This window comes from Mycobacterium saskatchewanense (assembly GCF_010729105.1).
In the GTDB taxonomy this organism is placed as follows: Bacteria; Actinomycetota; Actinomycetes; order Mycobacteriales; family Mycobacteriaceae; genus Mycobacterium; species Mycobacterium saskatchewanense.
In genome coordinates, this window is record NZ_AP022573.1 from 2,928,882 (window position 1) to 2,942,923 (window position 14,042).

Consider the following 14,042-nt stretch of genomic DNA (forward strand, 5'->3'; position numbering starts at 1 on the left):
CGGGGGGTCACGCTTCCTCGCGCAGTTCCACGACGAGGTGCCGGATGCCGGTGTGCCGGTTGCTGCGCGTCCACTCGACGGGCCGCACCACCCGCACGGCGGAAAACCGCGACAGCAGTTCCTCGAACAACACCCGCAGCTCCAGGCGGGCCAGGTTGGCGCCCAGGCAGTAGTGCACGCCCTGACCAAACCCCAGGTGCGGGTTGGGCTTTCGGGCGACATCGAACTCGTCGGGCCGGTCGAACGCGTGGGCGTCGCGGTTCGCCGAGCCCTCCCAGATCTGCACCTTCTGGCCGGCTTCGATGCGCTGCCCACCGAGCGTGACGTCACGGGTGGCGGTGCGTCGCTTCGACGGCGAGGGCGACGTCCACCGCACCATCTCCTCGACGGCCGTGGGCAGCGCCCCGAGATCCGCACGCAGCGTCCGCATCTGCCGCGGGTGCTCGGCCAGGGCGAGCAGCCCGCCCGCGACCGCGTTGCGCGTCGTCTCCGCGCCCGCGCTGAACAGCAGGCTGAAGAACAGGTACAACTCGAGGTCGGACAGCGCCGGCCCATCCGCCGCATCGACATCGGCGTTCGCCACGACGGACAGCATGTCGTCGGTCGGCTTCTCCCGCTTGGACGCGATGAGTTCCTGACCGTAGGCGTACATCCGCGACCCGGCCTCAGCGGTTTTTTCCGAGACCGACAACTGCGACAGGGAGGCCTTGCGCGAGCCGCCGAAGTCGAACTGCGGCTCGATGGCCTCGAACAGCCAATGCCGTTCGGACTCCGGCACTCCCAGCAGGATGCAGATCATCTGCATCGGCAGCTCGGCGGCGATGTCGACCAGAAAGTCGAACGGCTCACCCGGGGCCACCGCGTCCAGCAGGCGGCGCGCCCGGGCGCGCAGGTCGTCCTCGACGCGGCGGATCATCCGCGGCGTCAGTCCGGAGCTGACGAGCCGCCGGATCTGCGAATGCCGCGGGTCGTCCATCATGTTGAGCACCTGGCCCGCGATGGCCAGGTCCTGCAACAGCGTGCCCCCGAAGGGCCGCCGGCCGCCCGTCACCGAGGAGAAGGTCGCCGGATCCTTCAACACCGCAAGCGTTTCCGCGTACGCGGCGACGGACCAGAAGCCCTCCCCGTCGGGGGTGTTGTCGGTCGCCTCGTGCCAGTACACCGGCGCTTCGCGCCGATGGACGGCGAACAGGTCGTGCGGAAACCCGTTGGCGAAGTTGTCCAGATCGGTGAAGTCGATGCCCGAGAGCGCACCGGCGAGGGTCACAGGATCGCCCCGGGCGCGTACTTGGCCGCATCGGGGTAGCGGCCCACCAATTCCTCCACCGCCGCGGCGACCGCGTCCACCTGGTCCCCGGCGGCGCCCGTGAACGCCTTCTTGTCGGCCAACGCGGCGTCCAGCGCGGCCCGGTCCAGCGGCAGCCGCTCGTCGGCGGCCAACCGGTCGAGCAGATCAGGTTCGGCGCCGCGCTCCCGCATCGCCAGTGCCGTCGCCACCGCGTGTTCGCGGATCACGTGATGGGCGGCCTCACGGCCCATGCCGGCCCGCACGGCAGCGATCAGCACCTTGGTGGTGGCCAGGAACGGCAGGTAGCGATCCAGTTCGCGCTGGATCACCGCGGGGTAGGCGCCGAATTCGTCGAGCACCGTCAGGAAGGTCTCGATCTGCCCGTCGACGGCAAAGAAGCTGTCGGGCAACGCGACTCGGCGGACCACCGAACAGAACACGTCGCCCTCGTTCCACTGCGCACCGGCCAGTTCGGCGGCCATGGAGCCGTAACCACGCAGCACCACCTGCAGTCCGTTGACCCGTTCACAACTCCGGGTGTTCATCTTGTGCGGCATCGCCGACGAGCCGACCTGCCCCGGCGCGAAGCCCTCGGTGACGAGTTCGTGCCCGGCCATCAGTCGGATGGTGTGGGCCAAGGACGACGGCCCGGCACCCAGCTGGACGAGCGCCGAGATCACATCATGGTCCAGCGAACGCGGATAGACCTGACCGACACTCGTCAAAACCGTTGCGAATCCGAGAAATTCGGCGATGCGGCGTTCCAGCTCGGACAGCTTGGCCGCGTCGCCGCCCAGCAGATCCAGCATGTCCTGCGCGGTGCCCATCGGTCCTTTGATGCCGCGCAGTGGGTAGCGGTCGATCAGTTCCCGCAGCCGCGCCAGCGCGATCAACGTCTCCTGCGCCGCCGAGGCGAACCGCTTGCCCAGCGTGGTGGCCTGCGCGGCCACGTTGTGGCTGCGCCCGGCCATCACCAGGTCGCGGTAGCCCACCGCCCGCTCGGCCAGGCGCGCCACCACAGCCACCCCGTGGGCGAAGACCAGCTCCAGCGACCGCCGGACCTGGAGCTGCTCCACGTTCTCGGTCAGGTCGCGGCTCGTCATGCCCTTGTGCACATGCTCGTGTCCGGCCAGCGCGTTGAACTCCTCGATGCGGGCCTTGACGTCATGGCGCAGCACCCGTTCGCGGTCCGCGATCGACGCCAGGTCGACGTCCTCGAGCACCCGCTCGTAGTCGGCGACCGCCTCGGGCGGCACCTCCACACCGAGTTCCGCCTGCGCCCGCAGCACGGCCAGCCACAAGCGCCGCTCGGCGACGATTTTCGCCTCCGGCGACCAGATGGCGACCATCTCGGCGCTGGCGTACCTAGCAGCCAGCACGTTCGGAATGCTCACAAACGCACAGCTTACGGTCGGGCGCGTGCGGCCCGGAGCGCCGTGCGCCGCTGGGACCGAAGTGGTGCGTGTGAGACCCCACGCGGGCTCGGGCGCCGCGAGACATAAACGTCTGCGACCGACATCGGCGTGGCGGCGCAGACGTTTATGTGTCGCGGGCAGACGGCGGGCGGCCGAGCACCAAAGCCGGCGCGGGCGCCGCGAGCCGTCCTACCCTGTGCGGATGTATTTCGCCGGCGTCGACCTCGCCTGGGCGGGCCGCAACCCCACCGGGGTCGCGGTGCTCGACGCGGGCGGCGGACTGGTCGACCTCACCGCCGTGCGCGATGACGAACAGGTGCTGGCCGCCCTCGCCCCGTACATTCGGGGCGACTGCGTGGTCGCCTTCGACGCGCCGCTGGTGGTGAACAACCCCACCGGGCAGCGGCCCGCCGAGGCGGCGCTCAACCGCGACTTTCGCAGGTTCGAGGCCGGGGCGCACCCCGCAAACACCGGTAAGCCCGAGTTCGCCGACGGGCCCCGCGCGGCGCGGTTGGCCCGCGCGCTCGACCTCGACATCGACCCGCGGTCGACGGCGGCGCGGCGCGCCATCGAGGTCTACCCGCATCCGGCCACCGTGGTGCTCTTCCGGCTGGAACGAACCCTGAAATACAAGGCGAAGCCGGGCCGCGACCTCGACCGGCTCCGGTCCGAGCTGCTGCTGCTGATGGACGGCATCGAAAGGCTGGCGCACGCCGCGGTGCCGCTGCGCGTCGACGGCCACGACGGCTGGGCCGAGCTGCGCCGACGGGTGGTCGCGGCGCAACGAAAAAGCGACCTTCGCCGCGCCGAGGATCCCGTCGACGCGGTCGTCTGCGCCTATGTCGCGTTGTACGCCCAGCGCCGACCCGACCGCACCACGATCTACGGCGACTCCGCCACCGGGCACATCGTGACGCCGGCCCTGCCCGCCGACCCGGCCGACCTCTAGATCTGCACGGGTCGCGTGTCGATCGGCGCGAGCACGTCGACGAGGTCGACCACCGTCGTCAGCGCCGCGGTGCGGGGATCTCGGCCCTCCACCAGGGCCGATACCACCGAGCCGTCGACCGCGCAGATCAGCGTGCACACCAGTTCGATGTGCACCGATCGGCCCGATCGCTCCATGGCCTCCCCCACCGCCTCGGCGCGCTGCCGCAGGCTGCGGCGCATCGTCTCCCGCAGCGCCGGCAAACGGGTGCAGGCGATGTGACGCTCGTACCGCGAAATCAGCTGCTCGGCCAGACCGGGACCCGCCACGTCGCCCACCAGCAAATCCACCAGCACCTCGGCGGTGGTCTCCGGGCCGCGTCGCCGCCGGGACAAGGCGGTGACCCGTGCCCGCAGCTGAGCGACTTCGATCATGGCGATGTGTTCGACCGCGCGGGCGATCAAATCGTCGAGCGACGAGAAGTAATACGTGGTGGAGGCCAGCGGCAGGCCGGCCCGCCGGGCGACCGCCCGGTGCCGCACCGCCTCGAAACCGCCTTCCGCGAGCAGCTCGGCGGCCGCGCTCACGAGCGCGTACCGCCGACGTTCTCCTTTCGGAGTAACCGCTGCAGTCACGAGTAGCCATGGTGCCAGCCAAAGTGGTACTGCATTGCCATTTTGGCCAAACGGCCCGTCAAACCAACATGGCATGATGTCCCGCATGCCCGAGTTGAGCCGACGCGCCGTGCTACGCCTCGGCGTCGGCGCCGCGGCCGGCGCGGCGGGCGTATCCGCGCTCGACATGGTGCTACAACCTCGTTCGTCACGCGCCGCGCCCGTCGTTTCGGCCAGCACCCAGATGCCACTGGCGCCCCCGCCCCGGCCGCTCGAGCCCGCGCCCCCGGCCCAGCCGGCGCCGACCATGGTGACCGGATCCTTCGTGTCGACGGCGCGCGGTGGCATCGACACCAACTGGGCGATCGCGCGCCCGCCAGGCCAGACCAAGGCGCTGCGACCGGTGATCGCGCTGCACGGCAAAGGCAGCGACGCTTCCACCGTGATGGCTGGCGGTGTGGAGCAGGGCCTGGCGCAGGCCGTGGACGCGGGGCTGCCGCCGTTCGCGGTGGTGGCCGTCGACGGTGGCGGCAGCTACTGGCACAAGAGGGCGTCCGGCGAGGACAGCGGGGCCATGGTGCTGAACGAGCTGATCCCGATGCTGGGCGGGCAAAATCTGGACACTTCGCGAGTGGCGTTCCTGGGCTGGTCGATGGGCGGGTACGGCGCGCTGCTCCTCGGCGGCCGGCTTGGACCCGCACGCACGGCGGCGATCTGTGCGGTGAGCCCGGCGCTGTGGCTGTCGGCGGGGGCGGCCGCACCCGGCGCCTTCGACAACCCCGACGATTTCGCGGCGAACTCCGTGTTCGGCATGCCGGCGCTGGCGTCCATCCCGATTCGGGTGGACTGCGGCGACAGCGACCCGTTCTACGCCGCGACGAAGCAGTTCGTCGCGCAACTGCCCAACCCACCTGCCGGCGGCTTTTCCCCCGGCGGGCACAACCCGGCGTACTGGAGCGCGCAGTTGCCCGCCGAACTGACGTGGATCGCGCCGCTGCTCGCGGCGTAGCGTTTCCAGGCGCGCGTTACCCTCGCGGGCGTGACGACACCCTTCGATTGGAACCTCCCCTACGCCTGGCCGCGCAAGCCGATGCTCGCGGCGAACGCGGTCTGCACCTCGCAGCCGCTCGCCGCCCAGGCGGGGCTTCGGATGCTGGCGGAGGGCGGCAACGCGGTGGACGCGGCCATCGCCACCGCCATCACGCTGACCATCGTGGAACCGGTATCCAACGGGATCGGCTCGGACGCCTTTGCCATCGTGTGGGATGGCAACCGATTGCACGGCCTGAACGCCTCGGGCCGCTCACCCGCGGCCTGGACGCCGGAGTACTTCGGCGGCGATGCCGTTCCCATGTTCGGGTGGAATTCGGTGACCGTGCCCGGGGCGGTGTCGGCGTGGGCCGAGCTGCACGCCAAGTTTGGCAAGCTGCCGTTCGAGAGGCTCTTCGAGCCGGCGATCTCCTATGGGCGGGACGGCTTCCTGGTTTCCCCGACGGTCGCCGGGCAGTGGGCGGCCCAGGTACCGTTGTTCCGCGACCAACCGGGCTTCGCCGAGGCCTTCATGCCCGGCGGTCGGGCGCCGGAACCCGGTGAGCTGTTCAGGTTTCCGGACCACGCGGCCACCCTGGAGAAGATCGCCGCGTCGGGCGGCGAGGAGTTCTACCGCGGCGAGTTGGCCGCCCGGCTCGAGGAGCACTCGCTCGCCAACGGCGGGGCCATGCGGGCCGGTGATCTTGCCGCCCATCGGGCCGACTGGGTCGACCCGATCAAGGCCTCGTATCGCGGTTACACGGTCCACGAGATACCGCCGAACGGCCAGGGGATCGTGGCGCTCATCGCCCTGGGGATCCTGGAGCAGTTCGACCTGGCGTCACTGCCGGCCGACTCCGCCGACAGCGTGCACCTGCAGATCGAGGCCGTGAAGCTGGCCTTCGCAGACGCGCAGGCCTATGTCGCCGACATCGACCACATGTCGTTGCCTCCGGAACGGCTGCTGGACAAGGACTATCTGAAGCTGCGGGCGGCGCTCATCGACCCGAAGCGAGCGAAGCCCGCTTCGGCCGGCTCCCCGGTCGGCGGAACCGTCTACCTGACGGCGGCGGACGCCGCCGGAATGATGGTGTCGATGATCCAGTCGAACTACATGGGATTCGGCTCCGGCGTGGTGGTGCCGGGAACCGGGATCTCGCTGCAGAACAGGGGCTCCCATTTCGGCTGCGAGGACGGGCATCCGAACCGCGTCGGCCCGAACAAGCGGCCCTACCACACCATCATCCCGGGCTTCGTCACCAAGGACGGCGCCCCGGTGATGAGCTTCGGGGTGATGGGCGGGACCATGCAGCCGCAGGGCCACGTACAGGTGATGGTTCGCATCGCCGACCACGGGCAGAATCCGCAGGCGGCGTGTGACGGCCCGCGGTTCCGGTGGGTACAGGGCACGCACGTCAGTTGCGAGAGCGGGTTCCCGGCCGCCACGCTCGACGAGCTCGCGCGGCGCGGGCACGACCTGGTCACCGTCGACGATTACAACGAGTTCGGCAGCTGCCAAGCGATCTGGCGCCTCGACGGCGGATACCTGGCCGTGAGCGACCCGCGCCGGGACGGACAGGCCGCGGGCTTCTAGACGCGGATCCTGCCCTCGGCCGCAGCGAGGCCGATGTCGCTCCGAAAGTGGCTGCCGGGCAAGCGGATCGAATCCAGGATGTGGTATGCCGCGGCCCGCGCGGCGGCCAGGTCGGCACCGGTGCCCACCACCGACAGCACCCGACCACCCGACGAGACGATCTCGCCGTCCTGGCGCCGCGCCGTGCCGGCGTGGAGCACGCCCTCGGCTTCCGACCCGACGATGACATCGCCGACCCGCGGGCGCCCCGGGTAGTTCTCGGCCGCCAGGACCACGGCGACGGCCGCGCCGTCACTCCAGCGCAGCTCGCCGAAGTCCGCCAGCACGCCGGTCGCCGCGGCATGCAGGAGCTGGCCGAGCGGGGACTCGAGCAGGGCGAGCACGGCCTGCGTCTCGGGATCCCCGAACCGGCAATTGAATTCGACCACGGCGGGCCCCTTGGCGGTGATCGCGAGCCCGACGTAGAGCAATCCGGAAAACGGGCAGCCGCGCCGAGCCAGCTCGGCGGCAACGGGTTCGACGATGTCGGCAACGATGCTCCGGTGCACGTCTTCGGGGAGCCACGGCAACGGAGCGTAGGCGCCCATTCCGCCGGTGTTGGGCCCGGTGTCGCCGTCACCGACCCGCTTGAAGTCCTGTGCGGGCAGGAGCGGCACCACGGTGTGGTCGTCCACAACGCAGAACAGCGACACCTCGGGCCCGTCCAGGTAGGACTCCAACAGCACCGGGTGGCCGGCCTCGAGCAGCCCGGCGGCGTGGGCGCGCGCGACCTCACGGTCCGGGGTCACCACCACACCCTTGCCGGCGGCCAGGCGGTCGTCCTTGACGACCCACGCGGGGTCACCGTTGGGAGGACCAAACCTGTCGAGCGCGGCATCGAGAAGTGCCGGGTTGTCGACGATTTCACTGACGGCAGTGCTTACGCCGGCCGCGCTCATGACATCTTTGGCGAACGCCTTGGAGCCCTCGATGCGGGCCGCGGCCGCGCTCGGCCCGAAGCAGGCGATGCCGGCGGCGCGCACGGCGTCGGCAACGCCGAGCACCAGCGGCACCTCGGGTCCGATCACCACCAGGTCGGCACGCACGTCGCGCGCCAGGGCGACCACCTCGTCACCGGAGGCGATGTCGACGTCGCGTTGCTCGGCGACCCTGGCGGTGCCGGCATTTCCCGGGGCGATCGCCAGGCCCGTGACCTGCGGATCTCTGCGGAGCGCCAGCAGCAGCGCATGTTCACGGGCACCGGAGCCGATCACGAGGACTCGCACGACACGTCAGACTAGCCGGGCGAACGCGTCACGCCCACCGGAGTCGCCCTCAGACGATCTTCTCGAGCAGGTGGGTGAGTTCCTTTTGCTGGGCGGCGGTGAGGCGGGCGAGACGCCTGTTGAATTCGTCGGACAGCACGGCGAGACCGTCTTTGGCGGCCCGCCGGCCGGCCGCACTGAGTCGGAGCCGATGGCGCCGCAGATCGGCGGGGTCGATCTCGCGGCGCACGAATCCCGCCGCCTCAAGCCGTTTCAAGTACGCCGTCACCGTGGGCTTGGGCATGCTGAGGGTCGCCGCCAGCTCGGCGGGGTAAGGGTGGTCGTCGATCTCGGCGAGCACGAACAGCTCCTTCGACTCGATCCCCAACGCACAGATCCTGGGCTCCGCGCAGGCGATGACGGACAACAGCACCCGGTAGTTCAGGGACCAGATCCTGGCCGCGTCAGACGTCACGAGTTGCCAATTCGTTCAGAGTCGAACTAGTTTAGATCCGAACAAGAACATAGCCGAACATCGTAGCAGGAAGCGGCCATCATGCCCCTTGATCAATACGTCACGCTCGGACGCTCCGGCCTTCGCGTCAGCCCCCTGTGCCTGGGGGCCATGACATTCGGGGAGGACCTCGGGTGGGGAACCAGCGTCGAGGAATCACAACAGATCATCGACCGGTACATCGCCCTCGGCGGCAATTTCATCGACACCGCCAACTTCTACACCCGAAGCCATTCCGAGAAGATCATCGGCGACCACATCGGTCGCCACCCCGCCCGGCGGGATCGCCTGGTCATCGCGACCAAGTTCAGCGGCAACCTCTATCCGGGGGATCCCAACGGGGGCGGGTCGGGACGCAAGTCGGTGATCAAGGCGTGCGAGAACTCACTGCGGCGGCTGCAGACGGACTACATCGACTTGTACTGGCTGCACATGTGGGACCCGAACACGCCCATCGACGAGACCATGGCCGCCCTCGACGACCTGGTTCGGGCGGGCAAGGTGCGTTACCTCGGCGTCTCGGACACGCCGGCGTGGAAGATCGTCGAAGCGAACCTGATCGCGCGGTTCCGCGGCTGGTCGTCATTCGTCGGGCTGCAGATCGAGTATTCGCTACTCGAGCGGACGGTCGAACAGGATCTCGTTCCCATGGCGTTGGAGTTCGGTCTGGGCATCACGCCCTGGTCTCCGCTGAAGAGCGGCGTGCTCAGCGGCAAGTACACCCGCGGCAACCACGGCGAGCACAGCGCCGACCGCGGCGCGCTCGTCGAAAGCTTCCTCAACGAGGGGACGTACGCGGTCATCGATGAGCTGGAGGTCATCGCGAAGGCGCACGAGACCAACGTCGCCGCCGTGGCGCTGGCGTGGGTTCACGCGCAGCGCGCCGTCTCGTCGATCATCATTGGGGCACGACGGCTCTCGCAGCTCGACGACAACGTCCGCGCCGTCGACGTGACCCTCAGTGCCGACGAGCTCGGCCGCCTCGACGCGCTGACCACGCCGACGTTCGGGTTCCCCAGCAACATGCTGGAGATGGCCACCGGCATGATCAACGGCGGAACGACGGTGAACGGCGTCTTTGCGCCGACGTCGGAATACGTGATGCCCGAAGGGGGTCAGCCGTACTGAGCCGCGTCTACTCGAAGCTCCGGCTGAGCTCGAGTGCAACTGGCGCAGGAAGCCTCGCGGCACGGCTAACGTCAATCAGGGTCCTCGTCGTCGGCGTCGTCGTGCAGGAATCGTTCGGGGTGGTGGAACGTATTGGTTCTGGGTCGTCCGTGGTCCAGGTGTGGTGGCGCGAGCCATTCGGTTTGGCCGCGGGTGTTGGTGCGGGTGGTCCAGCCTTGTTCGGCGAGGCGGTTGTCGGGGCCGCAGGCCAGGGTGAGGTCGTCGATGTCGGTGCGGCCGGTGGTGGTCCAGCCGCGGACGTGGTGGACTTGGCTGTGGTAGGCCGGGGCGTCGCGGCCCGGCTGACAACCCGCACAGGCGGTCTACGTCGCCATCGAACGCGTCGAAAACCTCGACGATCTCCTCGCGACTACTCGCACCCATGTCCCACACCCTAGGCACGGCCACCGACAAAACCGCCCGAGCTGTGACCACAGAAACAGCTGTGGCACAAGGGATTAGCCGAGGTATCAAGACGGGCCAGCCGGGCCGGGGCCAGCCGGGCCGGGGATAGCCGCCCTAGTCGCCCGAGTGCATCTTCAATGCGGCATCCACGTTGGCCTTCTTGTCCTCGCCGGCGCCCTTCGCCGCGGCCTTTTTGCGCTTGGCGACCACGGCGCTGACCGCACCGTTGAGGGTCGAGCCCAGCGGGAATCCGAGGTAGTGGGTGAGGAAGACGGCCATCTCCTTGAGCTCGTCCTCGGTGAGTTCGCCGTTGAGTAAGGCGGCGTTGATCTGGATCTCGGCCAGGTCGCGGTTCCCGACGGCGGTCACGGCCGTCAGCGTCATGATGCGCTTGTCGCGCATCGACAATCCCGGCCGGGTCCAGATCGAGCCGAACAGGTGGTCCACGGTCAGGTCGAAGTAGGCGTCGCCCTCGACGTTGGGCATCTCCCAGCCGTAGACCTCGTTCATCTTCTCGAGGCCCTTGCGGCGCAATTCGTCCATTACCACCCTCCCTGTGTGTGCGGTATGCCCAGCCCGGCAGCCAGTCGCTCAAAGGCCAACTGCGCGAGCGGCAAATCAACCGACAACCCCTCACCCAGGGCCAACGCCAGGCTCAGGTCCTTCTCGCCAAGGCCACGCGTGTGCAGGAACGGCTGATACAGGAAGTTGTCCGGGGCAAGCGGTTTCATGTCATCGCGGACCATGATCGCGCCCGGCCCGCCGGTGAGTGCATCGGTGTGCCGCACCACTCGTCCCAGCGCCTGCAGGTCCAGGCCGGCGGCCTCCGCCAGCCTCATCGCCTCGCACGCCGCGGCGTATGAGGTGAAGGTCAACATGTTGCGCGCCAGCTTCATTCGCGTGCCCGCACCCGGGCCGCCGGCGTGGATGACAAGCGACGCCCACTGCTTGAAAGCCGGCTTGATCCGCTCGTAGACCTCGCGCTCGGCGCCCACCATGGTGGCGAGCTCGCCCTTCTCGGCAGCGCCGCCGCCGCCGCTGACCGGCGCGTCGACGACGTGGATGCCTCGCGGTCTGAGCGCGTCGGCCAGTTCGACGGCGGTGGTGTCGCTGATCGTCGAATGGATCGCGATGATCGTCCCGGGCTTCGCATTATCCGCCAGGTCGCCGACGACCTCGCGTACCTGCGCGTCGTCCAGGACGGTCACGCTGATGATGTCCGCGGCGGCGACGGCGGTCACGCTGTCGGCTACGGTCGCCCCCGCCTCGGCGAACGGCGTCATCGCTTCGGCCCGCACGTCGAAGACCGTCAGTCCGCCGGGCCAGCCGACCAGCCGCTTGGCCATCGGCGCGCCCATGTTGCCCAGCCCGATGTAGCCCAGGTGCACCTCAGTCATGACCGGATGATCTGTCCGCCGTCGACGTTGAAGATCTGACCGGTGATCCACGACGCCTCGTCGGACAGCAGAAACAGGCACATACCCACGAGATCGCCGGGTGTGCCCATGCGCGACAACGGAAGTCCCTTGACGATGTCCTGAACGATTTCTTGCGGCGTGGTGGTCCGGTTGGCCTCGGTGTCGATGGGTCCGGGCGCAATGGCGTTGATACGGATGTTCTGCCCGCCGAGCTCGCGCGAGAGCTGCTGGGTCAGGCCGTTGACGCCCACCTTGGCCAGCCCGTAGAAATTCGAGTAAAGCCAAGCGGCAGTCGACGACTGGTTGACGATCGCACCACCGCCGCGCTTGGCCATCTTCTTGTACACCGCGCGGGTGCACCACAGCGACCCGTCAAGGTTCACGCTCATGAACTTCTTGTAGTACTCGGGGTCGACCGTGAGCAGGAAATCCAGTTTCATGCCCCCGAAGATGGCGGCGTTGTTCACCAGGTAGTCGATGCCGCCGAACTCGGCCAGCGTGCGGTCGGCCATCGCCTTGGCCGACGCCGGGTCGGAGACATCGACCGGAACGCCGAGGGCCGTGCCGCCGTCCGCGACGATCTGCTTGGCGACCCCCTCGGCCGCCTCGGCCTTGATGTCGGCGACGACGACGGCCGCGCCCTCGCGCGCCAGCGCCTCGGCATAGGCCTGTCCGATGCCGCCGCCCGATCCGGTGACGATCGCGACTTTGTTCTCGAATCGCATGCTCTCAAGCTCCTCTAGTTCACCGCTGTAGCAATGGTCTTGGTCTCCAGGTACTCCTCGAAACCGGCCAGGCCCATCTCCCGGCCGTTCCCGGACTGCTTGTAGCCGCCGAAGGGTGCGTCGGCCGAATACCAGACGCCGCCGTTGACGTTGATCGTTCCCGCGCGGACCCGCGCCGCGACCCGCGCGGCCCTGTCTGGGTCGGCCCCGAATACAGTGCCCGACAACCCATATGGCGAGTCGTTGGCGATGCGGACGGCGTCGCCGTCGCCGTCGTGCGGAATCACCGTCAGCACCGGGCCGAAGATCTCCTCACGCGCGCAGCGGGCGTCGTTACCCAGGCCCGCAATCACGGTGGGCTCGACGAAGAAGCCGACGTCACGGTCGGCCGGCCGGCCGCCCCCGCATGCGAACGTCCCGCCCTCGGCGATCGCCGAGTCGAGATAGCCCTGGATCCGGTCGCGCTGGCGCGCGGAAATCACCGGCCCGCAAATGGTTCCGGGGTCGGTGGGGTCGCCGGCCTTGATGCCGCCCACCGTCGCGGCCGCGATGGCGACGGCTTCGTCGTACTTCGCGCGCGGCACCACCAGCCGGGTGGTGATCGCGCAGCCCTGCCCGGCATGCATGCAGACCGAGAACCCGGCCACGCCCACCGCACCACCCAAGTCCGCGTCGTCCAGAACGATGAACGCCGACTTGCCACCCAGCTCGAGAAAGACCCTCTTAATGGTGGCGGCGCCGTCGGCCATCACGCTGCGACCGGTCGCTGTCGAACCCGTGAACGAAATCATGTCCACGCGGGGATCTTTGGCCAGCAGCGCGCCCACGCCGTGGTCGCTGGACGTGACGATGTTGACCACACCGGCCGGGAATTCGGTGTGATCGGCGATGAGTTCGCCGAGTACCGCGGCGCACCAAGGCGTGTCAGGCGCCGGCTTGAGGACGACCGTGTTCCCGGCGGCCAACGCGGGCCCGATCTTGGCAAGATTGATCTGATGGGGGAAGTTCCACGGCGTGATGGCGCCGACGACGCCGACGGCCTCGCGGGCGATGGTGCGCCGGGTGCGGATACCCATCGGGGATGCCTCGCCGAGGTCTTGGTTGTATTCGTATGATTCGGCGGTCTTTGCGGCGAACTCCAGGTCGTTGACCGGGATTTCAAGCTGGGCGATGCTGGTGAGCATCCTCGGCGCGCCGACCTCGGCGATGGTCAGGTCGCGCAGCTCTTCGAGGTGCTGCTGCATCGCCTCGCGCAGCTGCCGCACGCACCGCACCCGCAGCTCGGTGTTGCGCGACCAGTCGGTCTCGTCGAAGGCGCGCCGCGCCGCGTCGATGGCGCGGTCCATGTCGTCGGCGCCGGCGTCGGCGGCCACGCCGAGCACTTCCTCGGTTGCCGGATTGATCGTCTGGAACGTCCCCGCACTGCCGGGCGACAACTTGCCGTCGATGAACAATTCGCTTACGCCGTCGGCCAACAGGGCCTTCTGGGCCATTTCCGCTCCCGCCTATGGACTCGCAGGTTGGGCACGCTTGAAGTGGACACGCCTGGAATAGACAACTGTCCGATATCACCCCCTGGCACCATAGCCTTCGGCGCGTCCCGGGTGCAAGGGTCCATCCAGCAGCGCCGGATGATCCGCGCCAAATTGCCTTTTATTGGGCCTCTTTACCACTCGAGCTTGCCCCGCACCGAGGCCGTCG

The 14,042-nt window shown here is 68.8% G+C and carries 13 protein-coding genes and 1 pseudogene; 4 read left to right on the forward strand and 10 right to left on the reverse strand.

Features of this window, described 5'->3' with window-relative positions; genetic code table 11:
* Positions 1 to 7: 7 nt before the first annotated feature.
* The gene (locus tag G6N56_RS13660; protein ID WP_085255713.1) at positions 8 to 1,267 is read right to left on the reverse strand and encodes a cytochrome P450; all 1,260 of its coding nucleotides are present in this window, start codon (positions 1,265 to 1,267) and stop codon (positions 8 to 10) included.
* Positions 1,264 to 2,682 (reverse strand): adenylosuccinate lyase, encoded by a 1,419-nt coding sequence (purB, locus tag G6N56_RS13665; protein ID WP_085255712.1) that lies wholly within the window; start codon positions 2,680 to 2,682, stop codon positions 1,264 to 1,266. The genes G6N56_RS13660 and purB overlap by 4 nt, the downstream gene beginning before the upstream one ends.
* Before the next feature lie 223 nt (positions 2,683 to 2,905).
* Here purB and G6N56_RS13670 point away from each other — a divergent pair, with 223 nt between their 5' ends.
* On the forward strand, positions 2,906 to 3,652 hold the full coding sequence (locus tag G6N56_RS13670; RefSeq protein WP_085255711.1) for a DUF429 domain-containing protein: 747 nt from the start codon (positions 2,906 to 2,908) through the stop codon (positions 3,650 to 3,652).
* Here G6N56_RS13670 and G6N56_RS13675 read toward each other — a convergent pair.
* A complete protein-coding gene (locus G6N56_RS13675; RefSeq protein WP_085255710.1) occupies positions 3,649 to 4,266 on the reverse strand; it encodes a TetR/AcrR family transcriptional regulator in 618 nt (205 codons plus the stop codon). The two genes, G6N56_RS13670 and G6N56_RS13675, sit on opposite strands and share 4 nt — an antisense overlap.
* 73 nt (positions 4,267 to 4,339) lie before the next feature.
* Between G6N56_RS13675 and G6N56_RS13680 the strand changes: the two genes are divergently transcribed.
* The gene (locus tag G6N56_RS13680) at positions 4,340 to 5,254 is read left to right on the forward strand and encodes an alpha/beta hydrolase-fold protein (protein ID WP_085255709.1); all 915 of its coding nucleotides are present in this window, start codon (positions 4,340 to 4,342) and stop codon (positions 5,252 to 5,254) included.
* A 30-nt stretch (positions 5,255 to 5,284) separates the two neighbouring features.
* Positions 5,285 to 6,868, forward strand: coding sequence for a gamma-glutamyltransferase family protein (locus G6N56_RS13685; RefSeq protein WP_085255708.1), 1,584 nt, complete (start codon positions 5,285 to 5,287; stop codon positions 6,866 to 6,868).
* On the opposite strand, the gene purD is transcribed toward G6N56_RS13685, so the two are convergent.
* Positions 6,865 to 8,133, reverse strand: a complete 1,269-nt coding sequence (purD, locus tag G6N56_RS13690; RefSeq protein WP_085255707.1) for a phosphoribosylamine--glycine ligase — start codon at positions 8,131 to 8,133, stop codon at positions 6,865 to 6,867. The genes G6N56_RS13685 and purD overlap by 4 nt on opposite strands.
* A 49-nt stretch (positions 8,134 to 8,182) precedes the next feature.
* Positions 8,183 to 8,587 (reverse strand): MarR family winged helix-turn-helix transcriptional regulator, encoded by a 405-nt coding sequence (locus G6N56_RS13695; protein ID WP_085255706.1) that lies wholly within the window; start codon positions 8,585 to 8,587, stop codon positions 8,183 to 8,185.
* 81 nt (positions 8,588 to 8,668) lie between these two features.
* On the opposite strand from G6N56_RS13695, the gene G6N56_RS13700 reads away from it, so the two are divergent.
* A complete protein-coding gene (locus tag G6N56_RS13700) occupies positions 8,669 to 9,754 on the forward strand; it encodes an aldo/keto reductase (protein WP_085255705.1) in 1,086 nt (361 codons plus the stop codon).
* Between the two features lie 71 nt (positions 9,755 to 9,825).
* Here G6N56_RS13700 and G6N56_RS13705 read toward each other — a convergent pair.
* From G6N56_RS13705 to G6N56_RS13725, 5 genes and pseudogenes are all read right to left on the reverse strand, one after another.
* Positions 9,826 to 10,104 (reverse strand): annotated as a pseudogene (locus tag G6N56_RS13705) (HNH endonuclease signature motif containing protein); the annotation flags it as partial.
* A 208-nt stretch (positions 10,105 to 10,312) separates the two neighbouring features.
* Positions 10,313 to 10,741, reverse strand: coding sequence for a carboxymuconolactone decarboxylase family protein (locus tag G6N56_RS13710; protein WP_085255704.1), 429 nt, complete (start codon positions 10,739 to 10,741; stop codon positions 10,313 to 10,315).
* Positions 10,741 to 11,595 carry an NAD(P)-dependent oxidoreductase gene (locus G6N56_RS13715; RefSeq protein ID WP_085255703.1) on the reverse strand — a complete coding sequence of 285 codons (855 nt, stop codon included), beginning with the start codon at positions 11,593 to 11,595 and terminating at the stop codon, positions 10,741 to 10,743. Before G6N56_RS13715 ends, G6N56_RS13710 begins: the two co-directional genes overlap by 1 nt.
* On the reverse strand, positions 11,592 to 12,341 hold the full coding sequence (locus G6N56_RS13720; protein ID WP_085255702.1) for an SDR family oxidoreductase: 750 nt from the start codon (positions 12,339 to 12,341) through the stop codon (positions 11,592 to 11,594). Before G6N56_RS13720 ends, G6N56_RS13715 begins: the two co-directional genes overlap by 4 nt.
* Positions 12,342 to 12,355: 14 nt before the next feature.
* The gene (locus G6N56_RS13725) at positions 12,356 to 13,834 is read right to left on the reverse strand and encodes an aldehyde dehydrogenase (RefSeq protein ID WP_085255701.1); all 1,479 of its coding nucleotides are present in this window, start codon (positions 13,832 to 13,834) and stop codon (positions 12,356 to 12,358) included.
* Positions 13,835 to 14,042 lie beyond the last annotated feature (208 nt).

Excerpts from the sequence above, each read along its gene's own strand:
- G6N56_RS13680 (WP_085255709.1), top strand. The coding sequence starts at position 4,340 with ATGATGTCCCGCATGCCCGAGTTGAGCCGACGCGCCGTGCTACGCCTC.
- G6N56_RS13720 (WP_085255702.1), bottom strand. The coding sequence starts at position 12,341 with ATGCGATTCGAGAACAAAGTCGCGATCGTCACCGGATCGGGCGGCGGC.
- G6N56_RS13710 (WP_085255704.1), bottom strand. The coding sequence starts at position 10,741 with ATGGACGAATTGCGCCGCAAGGGCCTCGAGAAGATGAACGAGGTCTAC.
- G6N56_RS13670 (WP_085255711.1), top strand. The coding sequence starts at position 2,906 with ATGTATTTCGCCGGCGTCGACCTCGCCTGGGCGGGCCGCAACCCCACC.
- G6N56_RS13725 (WP_085255701.1), bottom strand. The coding sequence starts at position 13,834 with ATGGCCCAGAAGGCCCTGTTGGCCGACGGCGTAAGCGAATTGTTCATC.
- G6N56_RS13715 (WP_085255703.1), bottom strand. The coding sequence starts at position 11,595 with ATGACTGAGGTGCACCTGGGCTACATCGGGCTGGGCAACATGGGCGCG.
- G6N56_RS13700 (WP_085255705.1), top strand. The coding sequence starts at position 8,669 with ATGCCCCTTGATCAATACGTCACGCTCGGACGCTCCGGCCTTCGCGTC.